Annotated in this window: 25 protein-coding genes, 1 pseudogene and 1 riboswitch; of the genes and pseudogenes, 16 read left to right on the top strand and 10 right to left on the bottom strand. The window is 71.7% G+C overall.

All coding sequences use genetic code 11. The annotated features are described in order from the left end of the window. The first annotated feature begins 145 nt into the window (after positions 1-145). From dxs to ABZ454_RS27730, 4 genes are all read left to right on the top strand, one after another. Positions 146-2,074, top strand: a complete 1,929-nt coding sequence (gene dxs / locus ABZ454_RS27745; RefSeq protein WP_359541891.1) for a 1-deoxy-D-xylulose-5-phosphate synthase — start codon at positions 146-148, stop codon at positions 2,072-2,074. Further along, positions 2,071-3,468 (top strand): aspartate aminotransferase family protein, encoded by a 1,398-nt coding sequence (locus tag ABZ454_RS27740; RefSeq protein WP_356323070.1) that lies wholly within the window; start codon positions 2,071-2,073, stop codon positions 3,466-3,468. The genes dxs and ABZ454_RS27740 overlap by 4 nt, the downstream gene beginning before the upstream one ends. A 90-nt stretch (positions 3,469-3,558) precedes the next feature. After that, a complete protein-coding gene (locus ABZ454_RS27735; RefSeq protein ID WP_356323067.1) occupies positions 3,559-4,167 on the top strand; it encodes an XRE family transcriptional regulator in 609 nt (202 codons plus the stop codon). A gap of 83 nt (positions 4,168-4,250) precedes the next feature. After that, positions 4,251-4,427 carry a DUF6126 family protein gene (locus tag ABZ454_RS27730; protein ID WP_356323065.1) on the top strand — a complete coding sequence of 59 codons (177 nt, stop codon included), beginning with the start codon at positions 4,251-4,253 and terminating at the stop codon, positions 4,425-4,427. A gap of 21 nt (positions 4,428-4,448) precedes the next feature. On the opposite strand, the gene ABZ454_RS27725 is transcribed toward ABZ454_RS27730, so the two are convergent. Further along, positions 4,449-5,261 carry a tyrosine-protein phosphatase gene (locus ABZ454_RS27725; RefSeq protein ID WP_356323063.1) on the bottom strand — a complete coding sequence of 271 codons (813 nt, stop codon included), beginning with the start codon at positions 5,259-5,261 and terminating at the stop codon, positions 4,449-4,451. A gap of 475 nt (positions 5,262-5,736) precedes the next feature. Beyond that, positions 5,737-5,889, top strand: a riboswitch (cyclic di-AMP (ydaO/yuaA leader). Positions 5,890-5,894: 5 nt separating this feature from the next. Here ABZ454_RS27725 and ABZ454_RS27720 point away from each other — a divergent pair. Both ABZ454_RS27720 and ABZ454_RS27715 read left to right on the top strand, forming a co-directional pair. Continuing rightward, the gene (locus tag ABZ454_RS27720) at positions 5,895-6,833 is read left to right on the top strand and encodes a LysM peptidoglycan-binding domain-containing M23 family metallopeptidase (protein WP_359541888.1); all 939 of its coding nucleotides are present in this window, start codon (positions 5,895-5,897) and stop codon (positions 6,831-6,833) included. A 234-nt stretch (positions 6,834-7,067) separates the two neighbouring features. Continuing rightward, positions 7,068-7,913 carry an SGNH/GDSL hydrolase family protein gene (locus ABZ454_RS27715; protein WP_356323059.1) on the top strand — a complete coding sequence of 282 codons (846 nt, stop codon included), beginning with the start codon at positions 7,068-7,070 and terminating at the stop codon, positions 7,911-7,913. Positions 7,914-7,927: 14 nt separating this feature from the next. Here the strand turns inward: ABZ454_RS27715 and ABZ454_RS27710 are convergent, their stop codons facing one another. From ABZ454_RS27710 to ABZ454_RS27685, 6 genes and pseudogenes are all read right to left on the bottom strand, one after another. Next, positions 7,928-8,818 (bottom strand): STM4011 family radical SAM protein, encoded by an 891-nt coding sequence (locus ABZ454_RS27710; RefSeq protein WP_359541886.1) that lies wholly within the window; start codon positions 8,816-8,818, stop codon positions 7,928-7,930. A 7-nt stretch (positions 8,819-8,825) separates the two neighbouring features. After that, positions 8,826-10,190: an STM4012 family radical SAM protein gene (locus tag ABZ454_RS27705; protein ID WP_359541883.1), complete on the bottom strand. Its 1,365-nt coding sequence runs from the start codon at positions 10,188-10,190 to the stop codon at positions 8,826-8,828. Next, the gene (locus ABZ454_RS27700; RefSeq protein WP_356323082.1) at positions 10,187-11,002 is read right to left on the bottom strand and encodes an STM4013/SEN3800 family hydrolase; all 816 of its coding nucleotides are present in this window, start codon (positions 11,000-11,002) and stop codon (positions 10,187-10,189) included. Before ABZ454_RS27700 ends, ABZ454_RS27705 begins: the two co-directional genes overlap by 4 nt. Positions 11,003-11,039: 37 nt before the next feature. Beyond that, positions 11,040-12,179 (bottom strand): STM4014 family protein, encoded by a 1,140-nt coding sequence (locus ABZ454_RS27695; protein WP_359541880.1) that lies wholly within the window; start codon positions 12,177-12,179, stop codon positions 11,040-11,042. Continuing rightward, positions 12,160-13,021, bottom strand: a pseudogene (locus ABZ454_RS27690) (STM4015 family protein). Before ABZ454_RS27690 ends, ABZ454_RS27695 begins: the two are co-directional and overlap by 20 nt. Before the next feature lie 7 nt (positions 13,022-13,028). Continuing rightward, positions 13,029-13,982, bottom strand: coding sequence for an STM4015 family protein (locus tag ABZ454_RS27685; protein WP_359541878.1), 954 nt, complete (start codon positions 13,980-13,982; stop codon positions 13,029-13,031). Between the two features lie 175 nt (positions 13,983-14,157). Between ABZ454_RS27685 and ABZ454_RS27680 the strand changes: the two genes are divergently transcribed. Beyond that, positions 14,158-14,484 (top strand): hypothetical protein, encoded by a 327-nt coding sequence (locus ABZ454_RS27680; protein ID WP_359541876.1) that lies wholly within the window; start codon positions 14,158-14,160, stop codon positions 14,482-14,484. Positions 14,485-14,546: 62 nt separating this feature from the next. Further along, positions 14,547-15,548 carry a DUF6745 domain-containing protein gene (locus ABZ454_RS27675; RefSeq protein WP_359541875.1) on the top strand — a complete coding sequence of 334 codons (1,002 nt, stop codon included), beginning with the start codon at positions 14,547-14,549 and terminating at the stop codon, positions 15,546-15,548. 174 nt (positions 15,549-15,722) lie between these two features. Here ABZ454_RS27675 and ABZ454_RS27670 read toward each other — a convergent pair whose 3' ends face one another. Together ABZ454_RS27670 and ABZ454_RS27665 are read right to left on the bottom strand one after the other, a co-directional pair. Next, the gene (locus ABZ454_RS27670; protein ID WP_356323080.1) at positions 15,723-16,313 is read right to left on the bottom strand and encodes a TetR/AcrR family transcriptional regulator; all 591 of its coding nucleotides are present in this window, start codon (positions 16,311-16,313) and stop codon (positions 15,723-15,725) included. Between the two features lie 252 nt (positions 16,314-16,565). Beyond that, positions 16,566-17,774: a Glu/Leu/Phe/Val dehydrogenase dimerization domain-containing protein gene (locus tag ABZ454_RS27665; protein WP_359541873.1), complete on the bottom strand. Its 1,209-nt coding sequence runs from the start codon at positions 17,772-17,774 to the stop codon at positions 16,566-16,568. Positions 17,775-18,056: 282 nt separating this feature from the next. Between ABZ454_RS27665 and ABZ454_RS27660 the strand changes: the two genes are divergently transcribed. From ABZ454_RS27660 to ABZ454_RS27640, 5 genes are all read left to right on the top strand, one after another. Further along, positions 18,057-18,497: a PPOX class F420-dependent oxidoreductase gene (locus tag ABZ454_RS27660; protein WP_356323040.1), complete on the top strand. Its 441-nt coding sequence runs from the start codon at positions 18,057-18,059 to the stop codon at positions 18,495-18,497. Positions 18,498-18,596: 99 nt separating this feature from the next. After that, positions 18,597-19,862, top strand: a complete 1,266-nt coding sequence (locus ABZ454_RS27655; RefSeq protein WP_359541869.1) for an MBL fold metallo-hydrolase — start codon at positions 18,597-18,599, stop codon at positions 19,860-19,862. A gap of 74 nt (positions 19,863-19,936) precedes the next feature. Next, positions 19,937-20,200, top strand: coding sequence for a transposase domain-containing protein (locus tag ABZ454_RS27650; protein ID WP_359541866.1), 264 nt, complete (start codon positions 19,937-19,939; stop codon positions 20,198-20,200). After that, positions 20,197-20,613 (top strand): hypothetical protein, encoded by a 417-nt coding sequence (locus tag ABZ454_RS27645; protein WP_359541909.1) that lies wholly within the window; start codon positions 20,197-20,199, stop codon positions 20,611-20,613. Before ABZ454_RS27650 ends, ABZ454_RS27645 begins: the two co-directional genes overlap by 4 nt. Beyond that, positions 20,556-21,392 (top strand): transposase, encoded by an 837-nt coding sequence (locus ABZ454_RS27640; RefSeq protein WP_359541906.1) that lies wholly within the window; start codon positions 20,556-20,558, stop codon positions 21,390-21,392. The genes ABZ454_RS27645 and ABZ454_RS27640 overlap by 58 nt, the downstream gene beginning before the upstream one ends. 8 nt (positions 21,393-21,400) lie before the next feature. On the opposite strand, the gene ABZ454_RS27635 is transcribed toward ABZ454_RS27640, so the two are convergent. Beyond that, positions 21,401-21,529, bottom strand: a complete 129-nt coding sequence (locus tag ABZ454_RS27635; RefSeq protein WP_359541864.1) for a hypothetical protein — start codon at positions 21,527-21,529, stop codon at positions 21,401-21,403. 721 nt (positions 21,530-22,250) lie between these two features. On the opposite strand from ABZ454_RS27635, the gene ABZ454_RS27630 reads away from it, so the two are divergent. The 3 genes from ABZ454_RS27630 to ABZ454_RS27620 are packed head-to-tail and all read left to right on the top strand — an operon-like array spanning position 22,251 to position 25,031. Continuing rightward, positions 22,251-24,215, top strand: a complete 1,965-nt coding sequence (locus ABZ454_RS27630; protein WP_359541861.1) for an ATP-binding protein — start codon at positions 22,251-22,253, stop codon at positions 24,213-24,215. 7 nt (positions 24,216-24,222) lie between these two features. Beyond that, entirely contained in the window at positions 24,223-24,657 is a 435-nt protein-coding gene (locus ABZ454_RS27625; RefSeq protein WP_356323033.1) for a roadblock/LC7 domain-containing protein, read from the top strand. Between the two features lie 2 nt (positions 24,658-24,659). After that, positions 24,660-25,031, top strand: coding sequence for a DUF742 domain-containing protein (locus tag ABZ454_RS27620; RefSeq protein ID WP_311308914.1), 372 nt, complete (start codon positions 24,660-24,662; stop codon positions 25,029-25,031). The last annotated feature ends 184 nt before the right edge of the window (positions 25,032-25,215 follow it).

The raw sequence follows: 25,215 nt of genomic DNA, 5'->3' as shown, positions 1-25,215 counted from the left end.
ACACGCAATACCATACCCCCAAATCTGTGCGGGTTGTCCTGCGGTGTGCTCTCCGGTGGGGGGCGGGGGGGGGGGGGGGGGGGGCCCCCCGGGGGCACCCGCCGCCACCGTGAGCCGATAACAGGAGCAGAGAGGGGGCCCGGCCGTGACGCTGCTGCAGACCATCCGGGGGCCGCACGATCTCAAGGCGCTGAACGCACCACAACTCGGCGAACTCGCCGAGGACATCAGGAAGTTCCTCGTCCAGGCCGTGGCCAGGACCGGTGGGCACCTGGGCCCCAACCTCGGGGTGGTGGAGCTGTCCATCGCCCTGCACCGGGTCTTCGACTCACCCGTGGACCGGATCCTGTGGGACACCGGCCACCAGAGCTACGTACACAAGCTCCTCACCGGACGGCAGGACTTCTCCAAGCTGCGCGGCAAGGGCGGCCTCTCCGGCTACCCCTCGCGCGAGGAGTCCGAGCACGACGTCATCGAGAACTCGCACGCCTCCACCGTGCTCGGCTGGGCCGACGGCCTCGCCAAGGCCAACGAGGTGCTGGGCAAGGACGACCACGTCGTCGCGGTCATCGGTGACGGGGCACTCACCGGCGGTATGGCCTGGGAGGCGCTGAACAACATCGCCGCCGCCCGGGACCGCCCGCTGATCATCGTCGTCAACGACAACGAGCGCTCCTACGCCCCGACGATCGGCGGCCTCGCCGACCACCTCGCGACCCTGCGCACCACCGACGGCTACGAGCGCTTCCTGTCGTGGGGCAAGGGCGTCCTGCAGCAGACACCCGTCATCGGCCAGCCGCTGTACGGGTCACTGCACGGTGCCAAGAAGGGGTTCAAGGACACCTTCGCCCCGCAGGGCATGTTCGAGGACCTCGGCCTGAAGTACGTCGGCCCGATCGACGGCCACGACACCGCAGCCGTCGAATCCGCGCTCCACCGTGCCAAACGCTTCCACGGTCCCGTGGTCGTGCACTGCCTCACGGAGAAGGGCCGCGGTTACCTCCCCGCGCTCCGGGACGACGCCGACCGCTTCCACACGGTCGGCGCCATGGACCCGCTGACCTGCGCCCCGCTCGTACCGGCGGCCGGTCCGACCTGGACCTCCGTGTTCGGGGACGAGATCGCGTCGATCGGCGCGGAGCGTCCGGACGTCGTCGCGATCACGGCGGCGATGCTCCATCCCGTCGGGCTGACGAAGTTCGCCGAGGCGTTCCCCGACCGGGTCTGGGACGTGGGGATCGCCGAGCAGCACGCGACGGTGTCGGCGGCCGGACTGGCGACCGGTGGGCTCCATCCGGTCGTCGCCGTGTACGCCACCTTCCTCAACCGTGCCTTCGACCAGCTTCTGATGGACGTCGCCCTGCACCGCTGCGGGGTCACGTTCGTCCTCGACCGGGCGGGGATCACCGGGCCGGACGGCGCCTCCCACCACGGCATGTGGGACATGTCCGTGCTCCAGGTCGTGCCGGGACTGCGGATCGCGGCCCCGCGTGACGCGGAACGGCTGCGGACCGCACTGCGCGAGGCCGTCGACATCGACGACGCCCCGACCCTGGTCCGGTTCCCCAAGGAGTCCGTGGGGGAGCCGGTCCCCGCGATCGGCAGGATCGGCGGCATGGACGTCCTGCACCGGGCCGACGACGCCGACGTGCTGCTGGTCGCCGTCGGCGTGATGGCCCCCGTCTGCCTGGGGGCCGCGGACCTGTTGAGGGGCGCCGGCATCCGCTGCACCGTGGTCGACCCCCGCTGGGTCAAGCCGGTCGACGAGGAGCTCGCACCGCTCGCCGCGAAGCACCGGCTCGTCGCCGTCGTCGAGGACAACAGCCGTGCGGGAGGCGTCGGCTGGGCCGTGGGACAGGCGCTGCGGGACGCCGGGGTCGACGTACCGCTGCGGACGTTCGGCATCCCCGACCAGTTCCTCGCCCACGGCAAACGGGCCGAGGTACTGGCCGACATCGGCCTCACCCCGGTCGAGATCGCGAGCCGGATCAGCGCCGTGCCGGCCGCCCGGGACGCGGCCGCGGACAAGGGGCCGGACGGCCCGCACAACGGGCACAAGGAGAGCGGGGCATGAAGGACGACGAGCCCAAGGGCTTCGATCTGGCGCGGCTCCTCGCGGAACGCGGCGCCGAACGCTACGAGCTGCACACGAAGCACCTCAACCACCAGCTTCCGCGCATGCTGCACACCATCGGCTTCGACAAGGTCTACGAACGGGCCGAGGGCGCGCACTTCTGGGACGCGGAGGGCAACGACTACCTGGACATGCTCGCCGGTTTCGGCGTGATGGGTCTCGGCCGCCACCACCCCGTCGTACGCAAGGCGCTCCACGACGTCCTGGACGCCTCGCTCGCCGACCTCACCCGGTTCGACTGCCAGCCCCTGCCGGGCCTGCTGGCCGAGAAGCTGCTCACGCACAGCCCGCACCTGGACCGGGTCTTCTTCGGCAACAGCGGCACGGAGGCGGTGGAGACGGCCCTCAAGTTCGCCAGGTACGCCACCGGGAAGCCGAGGATTCTGTACTGCACGCACGCCTTCCACGGGCTGACCACCGGCTCGCTCTCGGTCAACGGCGAGGACGGCTTCCGGGACGGCTTCGCCCCGCTGCTGCCCGACACCGCCATCGCGCTCGGTGACCTCGACGCCCTGCGGCGCGAGCTGAAGCGCGGCGACGTAGCGGGGCTCGTCGTCGAACCGATCCAGGGCAAGGGCGTGCACGCCTCGCCGCCCGGCTTCCTGCGAGCAGCCCAGGAGCTGCTGCACAAGCACAAGGCACTGCTCATCGCGGACGAGGTGCAGACCGGCCTGGGCAGGACCGGTGACTTCTACGCGTACCAGCACGAGGAAGGCGTGGAACCCGATCTGGTCTGCGTCGCCAAGGCGCTCTCCGGCGGCTACGTGCCCGTCGGGGCGACCCTCGGCAAGGACTGGATCTTCAAGCGCGTCTACTCCTCGATGGACCGGGTGCTGGTCCACTCCGCGAGCTTCGGCTCCAACGCCCAGGCGATGGCGGCCGGGCTCGCGGTTCTCGCCGTGATGGAGGATGAGGAGACGGTGGCGAACGCGCGCCGCACCGGTGACCTGCTGCGCGAACGGCTGGCCGTGCTGGTCGACGGGTACGAACTGCTCCACGAGGTGCGCGGGCGAGGGCTGATGATCGGCATCGAGTTCGGCCGGCCGAGCTCGCTGAAACTGCGCAGCCGCTGGACCATGCTGCAGGCGGCCCGCAAGGGGCTCTTCGCGCAGATGGTGGTCGTTCCGCTGCTCCAGAAGCACCGGATCCTGACCCAGGTCTCCGGTGACCACCTCGAAGTGATCAAGCTGATCCCGCCCCTGGTGATCGACGAGGCGGACGTGGACCGTTTCGTGAGCGCGTTCACGGCCGTGATGGACGACGCGCACAGCGGCGGCGGACTGATGTGGGACTTCGGGCGGACCCTGGTGAAGCAGGCCGTCGCCAACCGCTGAGCGGAGGGAGCCGCGCACCGGGCTCGCCGAGGCTTTTGCCTGGGAGGCAAGAAATTTGCCTCCCAGGAAAGGTCCTGGCCCAATGGAGGTATGAAACCTCCAGAAGGAGGGGTGGCCGACGAGCTGCCCGGGGTCGCGCCACGCCTGCGCGATCTGCGCCGCAGCCGTGGTCTCACCCTGGAGACCGCCGCCCTGCGGGCCGGGCTGTCGCCCGCCCACCTGTCCCGGCTCGAGACGGGCCGGCGCCAGCCCTCGCTGCCGATGCTGCTCGGGCTCGCCAGGATCTACGGTACGACGGTCTCCGAGCTGCTCGGTGAGATACCCCCGGAACGGGACGCGATCGTCCGCGGCCGCAGGTTCGAGGGCGCCGAGGCCGACGGCTGGATGTACCAGCAGGCCGGCGGCTCCGGCCGGGCGATGCAGGCCCTGCGGGTGCGTGTCCCGCACGGCGCCCAGGGCGACCTGGTCCGCGTCCATCCCGGCGAGGAGTGGCTGTACGTCCTGGCCGGACATCTCAGGGTGACCCTCGGGGACACGGTCCACGACCTCGCCCCCGGGGACAGCGCGCACTTCGACTCGCTCACCCCGCACCGGATCGCGGCCCCGGACCGGGACGGCGCCGAGCTGCTCTTCGTCCACACCCTGCTGCAGAGCCCCGCCGCCGAGCTGTGTCTCGGCAGTGGGATCCACCGTCGCTGAGGCGCCGCCCGGGCCGGCTGCGTGTCGCCGGCCCGCCCACCCGGCCACCGGCCCGCCCACCGGCCCGCCTGAAAGGACCTGTCATGTCCGATTCCGAGAACTACGACCCGCTCAGCCCCGCCCGGCCCAAGAACTACGACCCGCAGGAGAAGAAGATGCCCCGCGGGCTCGTCATCAGGCTCTTCGCCTACCTGGTGGCCGGGCACGTCGTCGCGGGTTTCCTCTACCTGCTGTTCGCCGTGGGGATGCACAACCAGTAGCCGGGGGCGCCGGCCGGCCGCTCAGATCTCGTCGAGCAGGCGCTCGCGCAGTCGCTCCCGCGTCTCCGGGGTGATCTTCAGACCCTCGGCGAGGTAGCGGTCGGTGCTGCCCCAGGTCTCGTCGATGGTGGCGAAGGCGGCGGCCAGGTAGTCGGGGTGGGCGCCGAAGAGCGGATTGAGCAGCTCCATCACCTCGGGCGACATTCCGGCGGGGGAGGTGTCGCTGCGGCGGATCCTGTAGCGGCGGTGCGCGTCGTTCGACTTGAGGTAGTCGGCCTCGATGGCCTCGCGCTCGACGCCGACGGCGAGCAGGGACACCGCGATCGAGAGCCCCGCGCGGTCCTTGCCGGCGGCGCAGTGCATCAGGGCGGGCACGCTGTCCTCGGCCAGGGCGTGCAGAACCCGGCTGTGCTCGGCCGTGCGGTCCAGGATGGTCCGGCGGTAGGAGGCGATCATGCGGCGGGAGCCCTTGCCGTCGGCCAGGATCGACCGCAGTTCGTCCATGTCGCCGTCGCGCACCATCCGCCAGAACTCCGCGCCGTCCGCCGGGTCGCTCAGCGGGATGCTCACATTGCGCACGCCCGGCAGCTCCACGTCCAGGCCGTCCAGCTTGTGGTCGGCCACGTTGCGGAAGTCGAAGACCGTGTGGAGGCCGAGACCGGCGAGGAACGCGGTGTCCTCGGCCGTGGCGTGCGCCAGGTGACCACTGCGGTAGAGCCGTCCGTACCGCACCCGGCGGCCGTCCGAGGTGGGCAGCCCGCCCACGTCACGGAAATTGCGGACACCCGCCAGTTCGGGTTCCGTCGACGGGGTCTGCGGCAGCTGCTGCGTCACGGTCACTCCTGGAGGCTCTGCCGCCGGCGCGTGTCGCCCGCGGGACCACTCTCGTGACGATACGACATCGATTCCTCGGGCAATCATCTTGGTCACGCCCGCACTTCGGGCCCCGCGAAGGGTGTGCGGGCCCGGCGGGGAGGGGGCCGGTCCGGTGGGTGAGCCGATGCGGAAGGGGCGGCGGGCATGACATGTCCGAATAGCTCCTTTTATCCGAACATGCCCTGATCGCAGGGGAGATGATCACCTTCTCGTGAGCGGGATCATATCCGTGACGGTGTGTGGCGGTGCGCCCGATGGGTATTCCAAGCACCGCGCGGAAAGCCAAGATCCGTAATCCACGGAGTGTGACCGGAATTCCGCGCCGGCTTTCCGGTGCGGAATCCCGCGGAGAACTCGTGGCTTGTTTCCGCCGTCCCGGCTCGCTTACGTTCGCTGCAATCCGGACGGACCGCCTAATCCTGCCGCCGCCCGGAATTCGCACCCACTCACCGCGTGGCAGGAGCGGGGGAACCAGGTAAGCCGCCGACCGGGAATCCGGCCGGCTCGGGGTGAAGTCGCGTCCGCCGCGACCGGACATCTCCAGTCCGAACCCGACAGCTCACCTCGCAGGCGCCGGAGAGGAAAACCTTCATGCCCATCTCGGGTAAGCACCGTCGTCCCAAGGCCGGCACCATCGCCCGCGGCGTCGTCGCCGCGAGCGCCGGCGGCGCCGTGATCGCGCTTCCGCTGCTCGGTGCCACCGGCGCCAACGCCGCGGAGCAGGCCGCCCCCGCCGCCTCGCAGTCGGCCGCCACGCACGCCACCCCGGCCAAGCAGGTCGCGAAGACGCAGGCCGGTACCGAGACGTACACCGTCGTCTCCGGCGACTACCTGTCGAAGATCGCTGCCGAGCACAAGCTCAAGGGCGGCTGGCACAAGCTGTACCAGGACAACCGCAAGGTCGTCGGCGACGACCCGAGCCTGATCTTCCCGGGTATGAAGCTGACCCTCGGCGGCAAGGCCTGGGGCCACGCCTCGACCACCTCCACCTCGACGAAGGCCCCGTCGAAGGCCCCGGCCCAGAAGACCGAGACGAAGGCCTCCACGGCCGCCGACTCGTCCTCCTCGTCCTCCGACGCCACGGCGTCCGAGGAGACCTCGGCCCCGGCGGCCCAGAGCAACGACTCCGGTTACGTCCACCCGGTCCCGGGCAACCACACCACCGCCTACCGCGCCTCCGGCTCCAACTGGTCCAGCGGCAGCCACACCGGCATCGACTTCCCCGTCGCGACCGGCACGAGCGTGAAGGCGATCACCTCCGGCACCGTCGTCACCGCCGGCTGGGGTGGCGCCTACGGCAACGAGGTCGTCATCAAGCACGCCGACGGCCACTACTCGCAGTACGGCCACATGTCCTCGCTCTCCGTCTCGGCCGGCCAGACCGTGACCGCGGGCCAGCAGGTCGGCCTGTCCGGCGCCACCGGCAACGCCACCGGCCCGCACCTCCACTTCGAGGTCCGCACGGGCCCGGCGTACGGCTCGGACATCGACCCGATCGCCTACCTGGCGTCGCACGGGATCTACGTCTGATCCAGGTGACACCGGTCCCGGTCCGGTGACCGGGAGCTGAGCGATACACGGAGGGGCGGTGCGCGGCGGCGCGCCGCCCCTCCGCCGTATGTGTCCGGCACCAGGGGGCGTCCCCTGGTGCCGGACATTCTTATTCCCCCTTTACCAAAAACTGACCGGGTGGTCTATCTCACCACCCGTCAACCCCGTATTACGGTCGCGTAGGTCACATTCGGCGGTGCAGGATATGCCCTTGTGGCAGACGATTCGAACAACATCCAGCAGGGCGTCATCAACCGACGGGGCGTCATCGGGTCGTACGCGGCGATCGGCGACAGCTTCACCGAGGGAGTCGGTGATCCCGGCCCGGGCGGAACCTTCGTCGGCTGGGCGGACCGGTTCGCGGTACTCCTCGCGGACCAGCTCCCGGACCCCGAGGCGACGACGGGCGGCGCAGGATCCGCGCACGAGAACTTCAGATACGCCAATCTCGCCGTACGAGGACGCCTCCTCGACCAGATAGTCGAGGAACAGGTGCCGCGCGCCAAGGAACTCGCCCCGGATCTGGTGACCTTCTGCGCCGGCGGCAACGACATCATCCGGCCGGGCACCGACCCCGACGACGTGGCCGAGCGCTTCGAGCGCGCGGTCGCCGACCTGACCCGGTCGGTCGGCACCGTCATGGTCACCACCGGCTTCGACACCCGCAACGTTCCCGTGCTGCGCCATCTGCGCGGCAAGATCGCCACCTATACCGCCCATGTCCGGTCCATCGCCGACCGCTACGACTGCCCGGTCCTCGACCTCTGGTCCCTGCGCTCGGTCCAGGACAGGCGGGCGTGGGACAACGACCGGCTGCACCTGTCGCCCGAGGGACACACCCGGGTCGCGCTGCGCGCCGCCCAGGTCCTCGGCCTCGACGTGCCCGCCGACCCGGATCAGGAGTGGCCGCCGCAGGTACAGCGCGGCACGCTCGAAGTACGGCGCGACGACATCCACTGGGCACGCGAGTACCTGGTCCCGTGGATCGGACGGCGGCTGCGCGGCGAGTCCTCGGGGGACCACGTGGAGGCCAAGCGGCCCGACCTGCTGCCGCTCTGAGCAGCCCGCTGTCCTCAGCCGCCCGGAGCGCCGGCCACGGCGACCGGGGACAGCGGCAGGGCCGGTACGCGTTCCAGTACCCCGCCGGCGAAGACGTCGTACAGCGGCAGCGTCTCCAGGTGCACGTACCCGATGTGGCAGTCGCAGACCGCGAGCGGACAGGCCCGGGGGCCCAGGGCCGCGCGGTAGCTGCCGTCGTAGAGATTGCCGAGCTCGGCGCGGACGAAGTGGCAGCGGCGCACCGTGCCGTCACCGTCCACCGAGATCACCGACTCACCCGTCCGGCAGGGCAGACCCGCCGAGCGGTGCGGGTGGCGGCTGTACGGGAACAGCGGGTCGATCAGGGTCCACCGGTCCGCCTCCTCGTCCGTATAGGTGTGGCCCTCGGCGGCGTTGACCCAGAGGTAGACCTCCTCGGGAAGGGCCGCCCGCAGCCGCCGTGCCTCGGCGAGATGACCGTCGAGCCCGACCACACCCACGCTGTGGCGGACGCCCAGCGAGACCAGCTCCCCGCACCGGCCGAGGAACCGCTCGTAGGGTGTCTGGCCGGGGTGGTACGTGCACCAGAGCGCGATCTTGTCGCGGCACTCGGCGCCCGCCTCCGCCAGCCACCGCGTACGGCCGCTGAGGTTCGTCTGGATCGCCACCCGGCGCACGTGCGGCAGCCGGGCCAGCTCGACCACCGCCCGGCGGTACCAGGAGCGGACCAGCCCCTCGCCCCACGGGGTGAACAGCACCGAGATCCGGTCGTCGGTCTGCTCCGCGGCCCACGCGGTGAAGCGCTCCAGCGCGTCCCGGTCGGCCCGCAGCTGCTCCCCGCTGTCGCGCCGCTTGGCGAACGGACAGTACGGGCAGTCGTAGTCGCACGAGGCGAGCGGGCCGCGGTAGAGGATCGTCAGGTCCATACGGGGCTCACTTCAGCTGGTACGCGGCCATCGCGGCCCGTACGGCGGGGGAGAAGAGGTCGGGACCCACGGCGTCCGAGTGGGCGAGACCCTCGGGCGACAGGCGCAGCCGGCCGGCGGCCGCCGCCTCCCCGTCGAGCCAGCCCCGGCCCTCGAACCGGGCGAGCTCCTCGGGGAAGTCCTCGTCCGGGGCCGTACCGAAGCGCTCGCGGTACTCGGACACGCGCAGTCCCCCGGCCTGCAGGACGGACTGCAGGAGATGACGGCGGCGGGCCTCGTCGCCGTCGGTGAACCGGCCCACCTCGGCATGCGAGAAGTCCTCGGCGGCCGTGTAGCCGTCGATGATCGCCCGCACCTCGCGCATCTCCACCGCGTAGTCGAAGGAGTAGTGCAGCCGCGAGGTGTACGAGCGGGCGCCGCAGCCCAGGCCGATCATGCCGTCGGTCTGGCAGGCGTAGTCGTCGGGGCCGTCGCTCCGCGGGGCGTCGGCGCGGCGGAACATCCGCATCGACACCTGCTCGTAGCCATGGGTGAGGAGGTGGTCGCGGCCCGCCCGGTACAGCCGCAGCCGCTGCTCGTCCCAGGCGGCGTCCGCAGCGGCCTCGGCAGCGGCCCCGAGCCTGCCCAGGCCGGTCAGCGGCCGGACGTAGAGCGGGTAGAGGTACAACTCCTCAGGCCGCCACGCGAGTGCCGCGTCCAGCGAGGTGCGCCAGCTCCGCTCGGTCTGGCCGTCGATGCCGTAGATCAGGTCGATGTTGAGGACCGGGACGCGGCTCTCCCTGATCAGGCCCAGGGCCGCTTCGACGTCGGCGCGGCGCTGCGGGCGGACCGCCGCGCGGGCCTCGGCCTCCACGAAGCTCTGCACACCGATGCTGATCCTGGTCGCCCCCCGGTCGGCGAGGACCGCCAGCCGGTCGGCCGTCGCGGTCGACGGCGAGGTCTCGACGGACAGCGGCACGGACCGCAGATCGGCGCCCATGCGCTTCTCCGCGATGTCGCACAGCCGCTCCAGCTCGCCGGCGTTCAGGAAGGTGGGCGTCCCGCCGCCGAACGCGGCGGCGGCGAAGCGCACCGGTTCCCCGTCCCCCAGCGCGTCCCGTACGGCGGTCGCCTGCCGGTCCAGGGCGTCGAGATAGCGGGTGGTGAGCTCGTCGGGCGCGCCGACCCGGGTGAAGAGATTGCAGAAACCGCAGCGGACCTCGCAGAAGGGTATGTGGAGGTAGAGCGAGAGCGCGTCCTTGTTCTCGCCCGCCCACAGGTCGCTCAGCGCGGGCCGTCCGCCGGGCTGCCCGGCGAGCCGGCCGTAGGCCGTCTTGTGCGGATAGGCGTAGACGTAGCTCTGGTACGGGCGAGTGGTGTGCAGACCGGTCATCGTGCCGTGGCCCCCGGTTCCAGGAAGAAGTGTGCGTACGGAACGGTCCAGACGCACTCGTGACCGAGCCGGTGCCCGGTGTAGCCGTCGTCGCCGTACGCCGTGCCATGGTCGGAGCAGACGACGGCGAAGGCGCGGCGGCGGCTGCTCGCGGCGGCGAAGAGACGGCCGATGTGGGCGTCCACGTACTCCAGTGCGGCCGCGTGGGTGGCGCGGCTGTCGCCCGCGTCGCGGGTCGCGCCGGGCCGGTGGAACCAGTTCGGCTGGTGCAGCGCCGACACGTTGACGAACAGGAACAGCCGCTGACCGGCCGGAAGTCCCGCGACGACCTGCTCGGCGCGGGCCACCTGCGCCTCGAACGAGGTGGGTGAGGCCACGCCGAACTCCGGCTCCCAGTGCGCCTCCTGGAACAGTCCGGGCAGCACCGAGCCGAGCGGCGCCCGCTGGTTGAAGAACCCGACCCCGCCGATGCACACCGTGCGGTATCCGGCCCCGGCGAGCGCCGAGACCAGGTCGGGTTCGTCGAAGACGAACGTGCGTTCCGCCGTGGTCTCACTGCCGGCGAACCGTGCGGCGAACAGCCGGGGGTGCGGCCCGGGGGCGGCCGGCGTGGGCAGGAACCCGGCGAAGATCGCCTGGTGCGACGCATAGGTGAAGCTCCCCGGGGCATGCCGCTTCTCCCAGCGGCCGTCCGGCAGATGCCGGGCCAGATTCGGGATGCGCCCGGCGGCGGCCAGCTCCGCCGCGACGTCGTACCGCAGGGTGTCCAGGGTGACGAGCAGCAGATCGTGGCTGCCCACGACCTCGCTCATGTCGGGGCCGACGGCGTCCATGACGTCGGAGGATGACTCAGGATGCGCTGACACGGTGGTTCCTTGCTCGGTTCAGTACGGCGGCGACCTGCGCCGCGTAGGTGTCCAGGCCCTCTGCTCCGCTGCCGGGCAGCCCGGTGAGTCCCGGCAGCAGATCGCCGAAGGCGTTGACCTCTCCCACGGCGAAGCGCCGCCAGCCGGTGGCGGGCAGCAGGTCGACTCCCACGCACAACGTGTCGGGGAAGGCGGCGGCAGCCCTCTCGCACACGGCCAGCGCCTCGCGCCAGCTGCCGCCCGCCGCCTCGACCACGGCCCGCACCTCGTCGAGATCGCCGCGCGCACCCCCGAGGTGCAGATTGGTCATGGGGGAGCGGCTGGTGCGCACGACCGCATGGGTCGCGCGGCCGTCGACCACCACCACCCGCAGATCCGCGACCCGGCCCCGCTGCGAGGCCTTCGGCAGCCAGCGCTCGATGTGCAGCCCGTCGGGCGCGAGCGCGTCGACGATCGCCGCCACCTCCCGCTCCGTGGTGAGGCGGCGGACCCGGAGGGAGTTGTACAGGCGGCCCGCCGGGTCCCGCTCGACCGAGGTGGCCGCCCGGACCCGGCCGGGACCGGCCGTCTCCACGGCCATCACCCCCGAGGCGGAGGACCCGTGCGCGGGCTTGACGAACACCCGCGGCATGCGGTGGTCCGCCATCAGCGCCCGTACCTCGGCCCAGCCGCGCACAGGACGCGCGCCCGGTCCCGACGTCGGCGACGCGGGCACGGGGACGCCCGCGGCGTCCAGGACGCCGTGGCACACACGCTTGTCGAACAGCACCGCGATGTCGCCGGGGCCGTCCAGCAGGTGCGCCCCCGCGGTCGTCGCCGCCCGGGCCACGTCCCGTACGGCGGAGGTGAACCGCGCGTACCAGAGGGCCGAGCCCTCCACCCGCGTCGGTTCGTCGACCCCGCGCAGCAGCCGCTCGACCTCCGCGTCCTCGCCGGGCGAGTCGATGCGCACGGTCTCCCCGGGCAGGAAGTCCGCCTCCCCCCGCAGCACATCGAGCCAGGGCACCGTGCGCGCCCGCGGCAGCCCGGCGGCGCGCACGGCGTCCTGGAAGAGGCCGACCCGGCGGCTCCCGGGATTGCCGACGACCGCCAGACGCGGCGCGCTACTCGCTGACCGCGACATAACGGGGCTCGTCGTCCTCGGGATCCCAGTAGTCCGCCTCGCCCAGATCGACGTGCACGCCCGCGCGGGCGCACATCTCCTCAACGCGCGACACCACCGGATCGGTGAGGTAGTGGTGGTGCAGGTCCAGCGACGCCAGATGAGTGAGCGGCTGGCCGTCGAGAAGGGCGAGGGCTCCCGTGTCGCTGAGCGTTCCCATGGAGAGCGCGAGCGACTCCAGTTGCGCGACGACCGGGGCGGACGCCACCGCCGCGGCGATCTCGTCCTGGATCTCGCTGTTCTGCAGGCCGAGGTGGCGCAGACGGGGAAAGCCTCCGCCGGAGAGGACCGGCCTCATGTCCTCCACCGTGGCGTCGCCGCCGTACCACGAGGCACCGAACCAGAGCTCCAGCCGTTCCAGAGCGGGCAGTTCGCAAGCGCCTACCGCCCGGACCACATGGCCGGGCAGGCCGCCCGACTCGAACCTCAGCGACTTCAGGGCCTGATGCCTCAGCGGACGCAACCGGAGCTTCTCCTCCTCGGGGACGGCGTCCCCGCCGCCGCGCACCACCAGCTCCTCCAGGCGCGGGAACGCCTCTATCAGGGAGGTGATGTCCGACATCTCCAGCCAGGAGACCTCGCACTCCTCGCCGATGACATCGGCGAGGAACAGCCCGCGCAGCGCCGGGAAGCGGGCCGCGTCGGAGGCGATCAGCTCCGCCACCGGGGCGAAGGACGTGTAGTCGTCCGGCCACCAGGGGCCGATCAGCAGGGACCGGACCCCGCCAGGGTCGACCGAATCGAGGAAGTACGGTGAAGACGGGCAGACCGTGAAAGGTCTCGGGGTGCTCGATATCCGTCATCGCGCACTCACTCCGACACCGTGACGTATCGGCCCGCGACACCGCGGTCGCCCCACGGCTCGCAGCGCTCCGACAGATCCACCCGTACCCCGTGCGGTTCCAGGGCCTCGGTGACCCGGCGCTCCATCGGCTCGGTGAGGAAGTGGTGGTGCAGATCGAGGACCTCGAGGTGGGTCAGCGGCTGGCCCTCCAGCAGCGCTGCCGCGCCCTCGTCGCCGAGCGTGCCGCAGGACAGGTCGAGCGTGCGCAGCCGGGCCACGAGCGGGGCCGACGCCACGGCGGCCGCGATCTCGTTCTCCACCTCGCTGTTGCGCAGACCGAGGTGGCGCAGGGCCGGGAAGCGCGTCCCCGACAGCAGCGGCGCGAGGTCCGCCACGTCGGTGTCGCCCCCGTACGCGGAGACACCCAGCCAGAGGTCGAGCCGCTCCAGGGCGGGCAGTTCACTGTCCAGCACCCCGCGCACCACCTGCACCGGAAGACCGCCGGTCTCGATGGTGAGCGCACGCAGCCTCTCGTGCTTCGTGGCCGGGAAGGCGAGCTGGGAACCGCCGCGCACCCCGAGCTCCACCAGTGCGGGGAAGGCGGTGAGCAGCGCGGTGACATCGCTCTGCTCGATCCAGGAGATCTCCGCCTCCTCTGCCGTCAGATCACCGACGAACACCGCTTCCAACGACGTCAGCCGGTCGGCTGCGGCGATGACGAGACCGATGGGGTACGACGACTTCTCCTCGTAGGACTCCCCCCACTGCCCGATGATCAGCGCCCGGACACCGGAGGGGTCCACCTCGTCCAGGAACGCGGCGAACTCCTGCTCCCAGGTGCGGTCCTCGTCCTCGTAAGGCTCGATCGAGACACGCCAGGCCGCCGCGTCGGCGGCCGGCCGGGGGCTGTCATTCGTCCCGGACTGGAAATCGACGACCGGAAGGCCGAGCAGCTCGTGCAGGTGGTCCGCGTCGGACATGGCTCTGAGCTCCTGGTGACGGCGACGGATTGATGTCCGCAAGGTTTATCAAGGCCCACTGACAACGGGGCTACCGGCCCCGTCCTCCGGCGCTCACCGGCCGATTGTCAGTCCCCCGCCGTAGCGTTTTCCACGTGGCCGGCACAGCGGGTGCCGCTACGGAGGGGAGACGTCTGTGTACCGGCAGGGCGACGTACTGATCATGGCGCTGGAGGAGTCCGCGGTGCCCGCGAATCTGGTGGAGGCCCCGGGCGAACTGCGTGACGGGCGTGGCCGGCTGGTCCTCGCGCTCGGCGAGGTCACCGGACACGCGCACGCCGTGCCGGGGCCGGGACGGCTCATCCGGGAGGGCGGGGTGTTCGGCCCGATGCTGCTCCACCTCCCCGACGGCGGACGCGTGGTGCACGAGGAACACGCGGTGATCCCGCTGCCGAAGGGCTGGTTCCGGGTGGTGCGCCAGCGTGAGTACACACCGGGGGCGGTCCGCGTCGTCGCGGACTGAGAGACCGGAAACGTCAGGAACACAGAAACTCAGAAACACAGAAACAGGGGACGGGGAAACCGATGCAGTACGTGGACTCTTGGCGGGCCGTGGCGGCGGCGACCGGCGCGGCGGACCGGGCGGCGGCCGAGGACGGGGTGCGGCTCGCCTACCGCAGCGCGGGTCTGGCCGAGCCGGCGGAATTCGTCTGGGCGGATTCGCCCAGGGCCGCCGTCGAGGCGGTGGAGAAGCTGACCGATGCGGGGCACTCGGTGCGTGACGAGGTGCGGACCCGGCCCTGGGCCGAGGAACGGCGCAGAATGTACGACGAGTTGGGACCGGCCGGCTGGTCCGCGCTGTGGTCCGCCACCGGCGCCCAGCTCTGGGAGACCACCTCGGCGCTCGCCGACCGCATACGGGCCGGGGTCGTGGCCGATCTCGCCGTGAAGCCCGAGGACGAGTCGGGTGTCCGGCTGGTGCTGCTCGACGCGGTCCTGGGCCAGCACGACGCGGCCTGGCTCGCCGCCTTCGACGGCCGGGGCGACCGGCTCGACGGACTCGCGGCCGTCGCCAGGAACGCGGGCTGGTGGTGGCCCTACGAGCGCACGGTGGTCATGAGTGAGCGTCCCGAGGCGCTGCACCGGGACGAGGCGGGCCGGCTGGACAGAGGTGACGGTCCCGCCCTGGCCTACCGCGACGGCTTCGCCCTGTACGCCTGGCGTGGCATGCCCGTCCCCGCCGCGTTCCTCGCGGAGCTGGGCGCGCTGACCCCGGAGCGGATCCGCGCCGAGGACAACGCGGAGCTGCGGCGCGTGATGCTGGAGTTCTACGGATACGACCGCTATCTCACCGAGTCCGGTGCCGAGCCGGTCCACCGGGACGAGACGGGCGTTCTCTGGCGGATCCCGCTCGACGGCGACGAGGACGTGGTCATGGTGGAGGTGGTCAACTCCACTCCGGAGCCGGACGGGACGCACCGCACGTACTGGCTGAGGGTGCCGCCGCGCACCAGGACCGCGAAGGAGGGCGTCGCGTGGACCTTCGGACTCCAGGGCGAGTCCTACGCACCTCTGCGCCAGACCTGACCGCCGCTCAGGGGGGCGGAGCAGCCGACGGGACGGCAACCACCCTCAGGCGGTCAAGCCGACGGACCACCCTCAGGCGGTCAACCCGGCCGTTCATCGTCGAGCGGCCAAGCCGTCAGTCCGCCGCCGAGCCGTCGAATGGCCGAGTGGTCGAGTGGTGGAGTCGTCAGGCCGTCATGCCGTCAGGGTCTCGTGGTCGATGCCCAGTTCGCGGGCGAGCGCCTCCTCGGTCCACTCCAGCATCGTGGCCCGGGACAGCGGTCCGGCGTACGACGTCATCTGCACCGCCAGACCGTCCAGCAGCGCGGTCAGCCGCCAGGCCACGGACATCGGGTCGTCGCAGTGGAACTCGCCCGCGGCAGCGCCCTCTTCGATGACCTCCGCCAGTTCCGCCTTCCACTGCTGGTCGAGATCGCCCGCGACATTGCGCAGCGCCGGGTCGCGGAGGGAGGCCGCCCAGCCCTCGATCCACAGTCGCCAGCCCTTGGCCTGGCCCGTCGGCGCGTACCAGCGCACGGCGGAGCGCAGTCTGCGCACCGCGGTGGTCCGCCGGCCCAGCAGCTTGCGGAGCTGGGCGAGGTCGGCTTCCGCGGCGTGCGCGAAGGCGGCGGCCACCAGCTTCTCCTTGGTGGAGAAGTGGTAGAGCACGAGGGCGTTGCTCACGCCGAGCACGGACGCCACATCGGCGATCCGCACGGCCGCGACGCCCCGTACCTCGATCTGCTCGACGGCAGCGCGCAGCAACTCCTCGCGCCGCTCCGCCACACCCAACCGCACTCTTGCCACGGCGTCACCCTAACCAATGCCCGCTCCGGAAAAGGCGGTAGGCCGAGACCCGAGCCGTCGACCCCGGCCTACCTCCGGGCCCCTCCTGCTCAACCACCTCTGTCCGCCTCCGTCTGTCGCTGTCTGTCGCTGTCAGACGCGGTCGACACCGGTTGTCCGGTGGGTCCCTGGTGTGCCCGTCCCCGGCGTCGGCGGTTCGACGAGGCCGAAGTGGGATGCGGGGGCCCGCGCTCAGCGGTACCAGCCGAAGCGGTCGGCCATCACCGGCAACCGGTCGGCGACGATGGCGTGCGCCGCCGCGCGCGGGGTGCAGCCGTCACTCGCGGCGCGGGCCAGCACGAGTGCGACGAGGGCGCGCATCGAGCGCCGGATGTGCGCGAAGGCCTCGTCCGCGTCGGCGCCGATGTCACCGAACAGGGTCCACCACCACCAGGCGTTGGTACCGGAGTTGACGACCACATCGGGCAGCACCGTGATGCCGCGCGCCGTGAGCAGTGCCTCAGCCTCCGGCAGGACCGGCATGTTGGCCGCCTCGACGACCCAACGGGCGGTGATCCGTGCCTGGTTCGTCAGGTCGACGGCGTACGAGACAGCGGCGGGTACGAGCACGTCGGCGTCCTGGGCCAGCCAGGCGTCGGCGGGCAGCTCCAGATCGGTGTCGCGGAGCACACCGCGGTCCACCGTGCCGTAGGCGTCGCGGGCGCCCAGGAGCGCCTCGACGTCGAGACCCGCCGGGTTCGCGATCGTGCCCTTGACATCGGCGACGGCGACCACCCGCAGGCCGGCCCGGCACAGGAAGCGGGCGGTCGCCCCGCCCATGGTGCCGAGCCCTTGGAGGGAGACCCGCGCGTCGCTGTACGCGACCCCCGCTCCGTCCAGCGCGGCGAGCGCGGACTCGGCGACTCCACAGCCACCCGCCAGCTCGTCCAGGCCGATGCCCTCCACCTCGACGGCGAAGGCGTCGGCCAGCCGGCGTCGCGCCGCGGCCTCGTCGTCGAGCAACGGGTAGACCGCCTGGACGGTGGAGACGAGCCCGGCCTCCGCGGCGGCCCGGTCGACCAGATCCTGGGTGAGCCCCAGATCCTCGCCGGTCGTCCAGACGCTCTCCACGTACGGTCGCAGCGCCCGCAGATAGCGCACCAGAATGCCGTACGCCGCCGGATCCCGGGGGTCGCAGTCGATGCCGCCCTTGGCGCCGCCGAGCGGTATGTAGCGCGTCCCGGGCCGGTCCGCGTCGAAGTGGAGCGCCTCCTTCATGGTCATGCCGCGGGCCAGTCCGGCCACCTCGTCCAGGGTGCAGCCGGCCCGCATGCGCAGTCCGCCGCTGGACACCCCACGCACCAGCCGGTCGACGACCAGGTGCCCCTGGCGGCCCGTGACGTGGTCCGTCCAGGTCAGTGAGATCAACGGGGCGGGCGGGGACACCGGAGGCGTCGTCATCGGGGCACTCCTCGGCCATGGCGATCGGGCGGAGCCGAGAGGCGCGGGGGAGCGGATCCTCTGCCCCGGCTACCGGCCGACGATCATCTACTGAATCGCCAGTCAGTATCCGGAGGCGGCTGCGCCCTGTCAATGAGGCCTGCGCCCTACCCCGGGCCCGTGGCCGGAACGGCCCGGCCCCACCCGGACGGGCCGCCTCCGGGAGTGGCCGGATCCGGACGCAGGCGGGGCGTGCCCCGCCGGATGCGGAATCCTGCGGGCCGACCGGACGTTGGGTTCGGCGTGACGGGTTTCGATGCGCGACAGCAGGAATTGCTACGGCTGGTCGCCGAAGAGGACGGCGGTGTGCTGATCACGCTCAGGCGTGACGGCAGGCCGCAGCTGTCCAATGTCAACCACTTCTACTACCCCGACGAGCGCATCGTCCGCGTCTCGGTCACCGAGGGCCGGGCGAAGACCCGCAACCTGCTGCGGGACGCGCGGGCGAGTTACCACGTGACCAGCCAGGACCGCTGGGCCTGGACGGTCGTGGACGGCACCGCCGAGCTGACTCCGGTGGCCGAGGATCCCGACGACGCCACCGTGGCTGAACTGGTCACGCTGTACCGCGACGTCCAGGGCGAGCACCCGGACTGGGACGACTACCGCAGGGCCATGGTCAGGGACCGGCGGATCGTCCTGCGCCTCCACGTCGAGCACGTGTACGGACAGCTGCGTGGCTGAACGGGTCCTTCCGCAACTCCGTCCCGTCGGGTGTTCCGCTCTCGCACACTCGTCCACCCTGTCCATAATGAGACGACACCGACTCCCTCAGGAGATCTTGTGACCGGCGCTGACTCCAAGCTTCCGCTCCGCACCCGACTGCGTGCACTGCGTCCCGCGGCCTTCGGGGCAGACCCGGGCGGCGCCCGTATGGAGCGCATCCGCCGTTCTCCCAACTTCGCCGACGGGGTCTTCCAGAACCCGGTGGGGGCGCGGATCAGACCGTCCGGCTCCGCGCTGGAGTTCGCGAAGGTCTACTTCCGCAAGGAGGAGAGGGTCCTGAGGACGCCGACCGGGACCGTACCCGTGCACGCCACGACCCTCGCGGACCTCGCCGAGCCCCCCGCCTCGGGTCTGCGGCTCACCTGGATGGGGCATTCCAGCGTGCTCGCCGAGATCGACGGACGACGGGTGCTCTTCGACCCGGTCTGGGGCGAGCGGTGCTCCCCCTTCGCCTTCGCCGGGCCCAAGCGTGTGCACCCCGCGCCGCTGCCGCTCGGCGCCCTGGGTCCGGTCGACGTCGTGGTCATCTCGCACGACCACTACGACCACCTCGACCTCCCGACGATCCGCTTTCTGGCGGATACGGCCACGGTCTTCGCGGTGCCGCTCGGGGTGGGCGCGCACCTGGAGCACTGGGGCGTACCCGCGGACCGGATCCACGAGCTCGACTGGAACGAGTCCACGACCGTGGCCGGGATCAGCCTGACGGCCACGCCGGCCCGGCACTTCTGTGGCCGCGGCTTGCGCAATCAGCAGCACACCCTGTGGGCGTCCTGGGTCGTCGCGGGTCCCGAGCACCGGATCTACCACAGCGGTGACACCGGTTATTTCCCCGGGTTCAAGGAGATCGGGGCCGAGCACGGCCCCTTCGACGCCACCATGATCCAGATCGGCGCGTACAGCCAGTACTGGCCGAAGGACCAGACGGACAGCAAGCCGGAACCCGGCGCCTGGCCGGACATCCACATGAGCCCGGACGAAGGGGTCCAGGCCCATCTCGACCTCCAGGGCGACGACCCGTCGGCGGGCGTCATGCTGCCGATCCACTGGGGCACGTTCAACCTGGCCCTGCATCCGTGGGCCGAACCCGCCGAATGGTCCATGCGCGCCACGCAGTTCGCCGGCGTGACGATGGCGGCTCCGCGGCCTGGTCAGCCGTTCGAACCCGCCGATACGCCGCCCGTCGAGCCGTGGTGGCGCGATGTGGCCGCCGAACCGGCACCGGGATGGGGTAACTGGCCCCCCGTGCACGTACAGCTCCCCGGCGGAATCAAGGCCGCAGTCACCTCCGACCGCGACCGGGACCCCGCCGCCCAGGCGTGAACCGGGTACGCGGCCGTCGCGGTGACCGATTCCCCGCGGCGGCCTTGGCAGGCCAATGCAGTTGCCTTTGAGTCGTGGGGATCGTTGCCCCGTGTGTGACGGGGTGGGACGCGGGCCAGCGGGTGGAGATCGGGATCCTGACGAAGGTATTCACCGCTGAACCGGTCGACGCGGCGATAGCCAAGCACGACCGGACCGAGCGGCGCCGCCGACTCCTGCCGGCTGGGCTGGTCGTGTACTTCGTCCTAGCCCTGTGCCTCTTCGCCCGGGATTCGTACGAGGAGGTACTACGGGTGCTGACCAGCGGCATCCCGGGCAGCCGGGCCCTCTCCCGGTGAACCGGTCGTCGCTGGGCCGGGCCCGCGCCCGCCTCGGCGAGGACGTGCTGGAGACCGTGTTCCGCCAGGTGGCCGACCCGCTCGCCACCCGGGACACGCCCGGCGCATGGTGGCGAGGACTGCGGCTCCTCGCCCTGGACGGCACCCAGTTCGATCTCCCGGACTCGACGAGCAACGGCGACACCTTCGACGGCCCCTCCACCACCGGCGGCGTCCCCTTCGGCTTCCCCCAGGTCAGGGCGATGGTCCTCGCCGGGATCGGAACGCACGGAGTCCTCGACGCTCGCCTCGGCGGCTACCGGGATGGCGAACGCAGGCTCGCTTACCAGTTGGCCGGCTCCACCAGTTCGGGGGCCTGGTCATCGCCGACCGCGGCTTCTGGTCCGTCGAGTTTGCCCACGTCTTCACCGTGACCGGCGCGGATCTCCTGGTCAGGCTCCAGTCCAACCACCTCGGCACCCTCCAGGAGGAGCTTCCCGACGGCTCGTATCTGTCGATGGCACGTCCGGCCAAGGAAGTCCGGCTTCGGGCGGGCCGGGAAGGCCGAACCCTGCCCAGCCACACGATCTACCGCGTCATCACCTTCACGAAGGACGACAAGGTCGCCTTCCTCGGCACGACACTGCTGGATCCTGAGCAGTACCCCGCGGCCGAACTGGTTGCGCTCTACCGGGAACGCTGGGAGATCGAGCTGGCCTTCGACGAGATCAAGAACCACCTCGGCCCCGGCGGCCCGATCCGGTCGCGCACGCCGGAAGGAGTCCGGCAGGAGCTGTGGGCCTACCTCGCCGTTCATCACGCCATCCGCCGGTTCGCCGACACCGCCGCCCTCTCCGGCCCCGCCCTGGACGCGGACCGGGTCTCCTATCTGAAGTGCGTCCGGATCATCCGCCGAAGCGTTCCGTCCCAGCTCGGAGCCAATACGGCCAAGCTCACCCGGTCCCTCACCGAGGCTGGGCAAGAGGCGCGAAGCCGCTTGCTCCCAGCCCGCCGGAACCGGAACTGCCCACGGGCGATCAAGAAGCCCAACCGCTGGCCCGTGCTGCGGACCCGAGCAAAACGAGACGCTGTCGAGCCGGGCCGCTGGGCCCTCAACCAGACCACGAAGGCCAAGACCAACCGACGGGCGGGAAGACCGATGCTTAGAGAAACCCGAGGCCTCCCGCCTGAAGGCGTTCCACCCGCCCCGTAACGGCAGCCTCAGGCGGTCCAGCCGATGGCGAGCCCGGCGATCACAAGTACGAAGCCGAGAGAGCACACGATGCGCTGCTGATGGGACCACGTGTCCCACCCGCGTTGCCCCTTGCTCCCCACCAAGATCGCGACCATGCCAGCGGTGAATCCGATCAATCCCAACAAGGCCATGCAGGTATCCGACCTGCCAAGACGCGGGTCCGTCAAGGGATCTACCTGGGCAGTCCGGCTAGACGCTAAAGCAACTGCATTGGCCTTGGCAGGCCCCCTCAGCCCTGGCCGACAGGCGGAAGGGCGACACCTCGGCGCCCGCTCGGCGGTGACCGAACGGGCGGACCGCGGGGCGGACGTCGGGACGGACGACGGACACCTCGACGAGCCCCCTCGACGCTGGCCGAACGAGCCCCCGGGACGAGCCCCCTGAACGAGCCCGCCGAGCAAGCCCCCGGGACGAGCCCCCTGAACGAGCCCGCCGAACGCGCCTGCACCCCTGACGAGCCCCCTCGACCACGGTCGAGGGGGCTCGTCGCGTTCCTTGGTGCGACGCGGGGTACGGCATCACCTCGCGCCCGCACCCGCCGACGACGGGGTCGATGGCCGTCTTCCGGATCGTCGGGTTACGGCCGGGGCAAATCGGTCGCTTGTGCGAGAGGTCATACCAGAGCGGGACGGATAGCGGGCAAGTTCCACAACTGCCCGTCGCACCGTCGCGCGAGGCGACTACCGTGTGTGCCCGGTGATCAACGGTGGGCTCATGTTCTCCCAGCCCGCCCGGCCGATGACCCGAGGATGACCGACCACCGTTGGCGCACCACATGAATGCCGATTCCTGGTGCCCCACGTACCGAGGACGCTGATGTCTCAACTTCGCGCACCCGACGCGCGACCGGAACGACGAGAGGGCGGGCGGCACGGCCGACCGGGTCCCCGTTCCCACTCGGCCGCGGCCAGGCCGCGCGCTGCCCGGCCGTCCCCCGAGGCGCGTATACGCCCCCAACTCCTGCGCACCGCGGTGCTGCCGGCCGTCGCCGTCGCACTGGCCGGCGCCGCCGCCGTCATCTTCACCGCCCGGTCCAGCGGCGCCCGCCCGTCCGCGGAGCTCTGGACGGCGCTCGGCGTCGCGGGCGCGCTGGCGGTGGCCGCGATGGTGGCCGCCTTCCTGGCCGCGAACCGGGTCGCCACCACCGTCCTCGGGCGCTGCCTGGCCATGCGCCGGGCCAGCGCGCTCGCCCAGGCCGATCTGCAGCGCGTGGTGGAACAGCTCCGCAACGGCGAACCGGTGCCCGCGCGGCGGTCACCACAGCCCGCCGCCCACGGCGGCGACCCCTTCGAACTCCTCGCCCAGGAGCTCGGACGCCAGCAGGAGGGAGCCGTGGCCGCCGTCGTCCAGGCGTCCCGGCTGTCGGAGCACTCCGGCGAGGACCAGAAGGTCGAGGTCTTCGTCAATCTCGCCCGCCGCCTGCAGTCCCTCGTGCACCGCGAGATCCAGCTGCTCGACGAGCTGGAGCACCAGGTCGAGGACCCCGATCTGCTCAAGGGGCTCTTCCACGTCGACCACCTGGCCACGCGCATCCGCCGGCACGCCGAGAACCTCGCGGTCCTCGGGGGCGCCGTCTCCCGGCGGCAGTGGAGCAACCCGGTCACCATGACCGAGGTGCTGCGCTCGGCGATCGCCGAGGTCGAGCAGTACCCGCGCGTCAAGCTCGTCCCCCCGATCGAGGGCACGCTCCGCGGGCACGCGGTGGCCGACGTGATCCACCTGCTCGCCGAGCTCGTGGAGAACGCCACCGTGTTCTCCGCCCCGCAGACCCAGGTGCTGCTCCGCGTCCAGCGCGTCACCGCGGGCCTCGCCCTGGAGGTGGAGGACCGGGGTCTCGGCATGCCCGGCGACGAGCAGAAGCGGATGAACGCCCTGCTGACCGACCCCGACCAGGTCAACGTCGCCCGTCTGCTGCAGGACGGCCGGATCGGCCTGTTCGTGGTGGCGTCGCTGGCCCGCCGGCACGGCATCGCCGTGCGGCTGCAGAGCAACATCTACGGCGGCACCCAGGCCGTGCTCGTCCTCCCGCAGGGCCTGCTCGGGGCCGAGGAGGACGTGTCCGGCGACGCCGCCGGCGCGCCTGCCCCGTCACTCGGCCCCGTGCACCGCCCGCCGCCCCCGCACGACACCGCGGAGCGCCGCGGCCCCGCCCCGGGACCGGCGGCCGCCCGGGAACCGGAGCGGCGCCCCTACGTACCGCAGCAGCTGCGCCCGCACCAGGCGCCGCCGCGGACACCGCGCCAGGGTGAAGGGCCCCCGCTCCCGCTGCGCGCCGAACGCCTCGACCGGCCCGCGCCCGCCGAGGAGGCTCTCCCCGGCACCAGTCCCACGCCCGACGAGGCCCCCGCTCTTCCTCAGGAGACCGGGGCGGTGCGCGGCACGATCGGTCGTCCCCAGCTCCCGAGGCGGGCCAACCAGGAACACCTGGTCCCGCAGCTGAGGGAGGCTCCCACGCCGCGCACGGAGGAGGAGCTGACCCTGCACGACCCGGGTCTGATGGCGGCCTTCCGGCGCGGCATCGACCTCGCGGAGGCGCGTGCGGAGTCCGAGGCGGAGCCGGGACCCGAGGCGGGCTCCGGGTTCGGGACACCCCCGGGCGCCGCGACGGCCGCCGGCGGCCCCGGTGACGTGCGGACCGGCCCGGGAGGCGCGGCGCCGGTCCGGGCGCCGCTCGGCCCGCTCCCGGTCCGCGGCGCGGCTCCCGTGAAACTCCTCCGCCCCGGTTCGTACCACGACGATCAAGACCCACTCGAAACGAACGTGAACACCACCAAGGAGTAGATGCACCATGGCGACCGATATGCCGGCCGGTCAGGTCTCGGACCTCGACTGGCTGCTGAGCGGGCTGGTACAGCGCGTGCCGTACACGCGCAGCGCTGTCCTGCTCTCCGCCGACGGGCTGGTGAAGTCCCTGCACGGCATGGACGCCGACAGCGCCGACCACATGGCCGCGCTGGCCGCGGGCCTGTACTCGCTCGGCCGCAGCGCCGGGGCCAGGTTCGGGGACAACGGAGAGGTGCGCCAGGTGGTGGTGGAGCTCGACTCGACGCTCCTGTTCGTCGCCACCGCCGGATCCGGCACCTGTCTGGCCGTGCTCGCCGGGCGGAACGCCGATGCCGCCGTGCTGGGCTACGAGATGACGATGCTGGTGAAGAGCGTCCGGCCCTATCTCATGACGCCGACGAGACAAGCGGCCGGGGTGCCGGGCGCCACGGGGCTGTGACGGTGCCGGCCACGCAGGACGGGCCGTTGCTCGACGATGCGGCAGGCCGCCTCATCCGCCCCTACACCGTGAGCAACGGCCGTACCCGTCCCACGACCGTGCTCGATCTGCTCTCCCTGGTGATGGCCACCGGGACCGTCCCGCAGACGCACCTCGGTCCCGAGCACTCCGTAGCGCTCGGGCTGTGCGACGGTCCCACCTCGGTGGCCGAGATCGCCGCGCACCTGCGGCTGCCCGCGGTCGTCACCAAGGTCCTGCTCTCGGACCTGGTCGACTGCGGCGCGGTCACCGCGCATCCGCCCGCCTTCCATGACATGCCCACCGACCGATCCCTGCTGGAGGCAGTGCTCGATGGCTTACGACGACAGCTCTGACGGCTTCGACGGCTCCGCCCCGTACGCGGGGACCGCGGGCTCCGGGCACGTCGGCTACGCGGACGCCCCGGACGGCGGAGGGTACGCGGACCGTGCGGGCGGAGGGTACGCGGACCCGCCGGGCCACGCCGGGTACGGGGACGGCACGGGCGCCTACGCGTACGAGGACGCCCCCGGCAGCCCC

The organism is Streptomyces sp. NPDC005803, from assembly GCF_040630435.1.
Lineage (GTDB): Bacteria > Actinomycetota > Actinomycetes > Streptomycetales > Streptomycetaceae > Streptomyces.
This window is presented reverse-complemented; position numbering and strand designations above follow the sequence as displayed.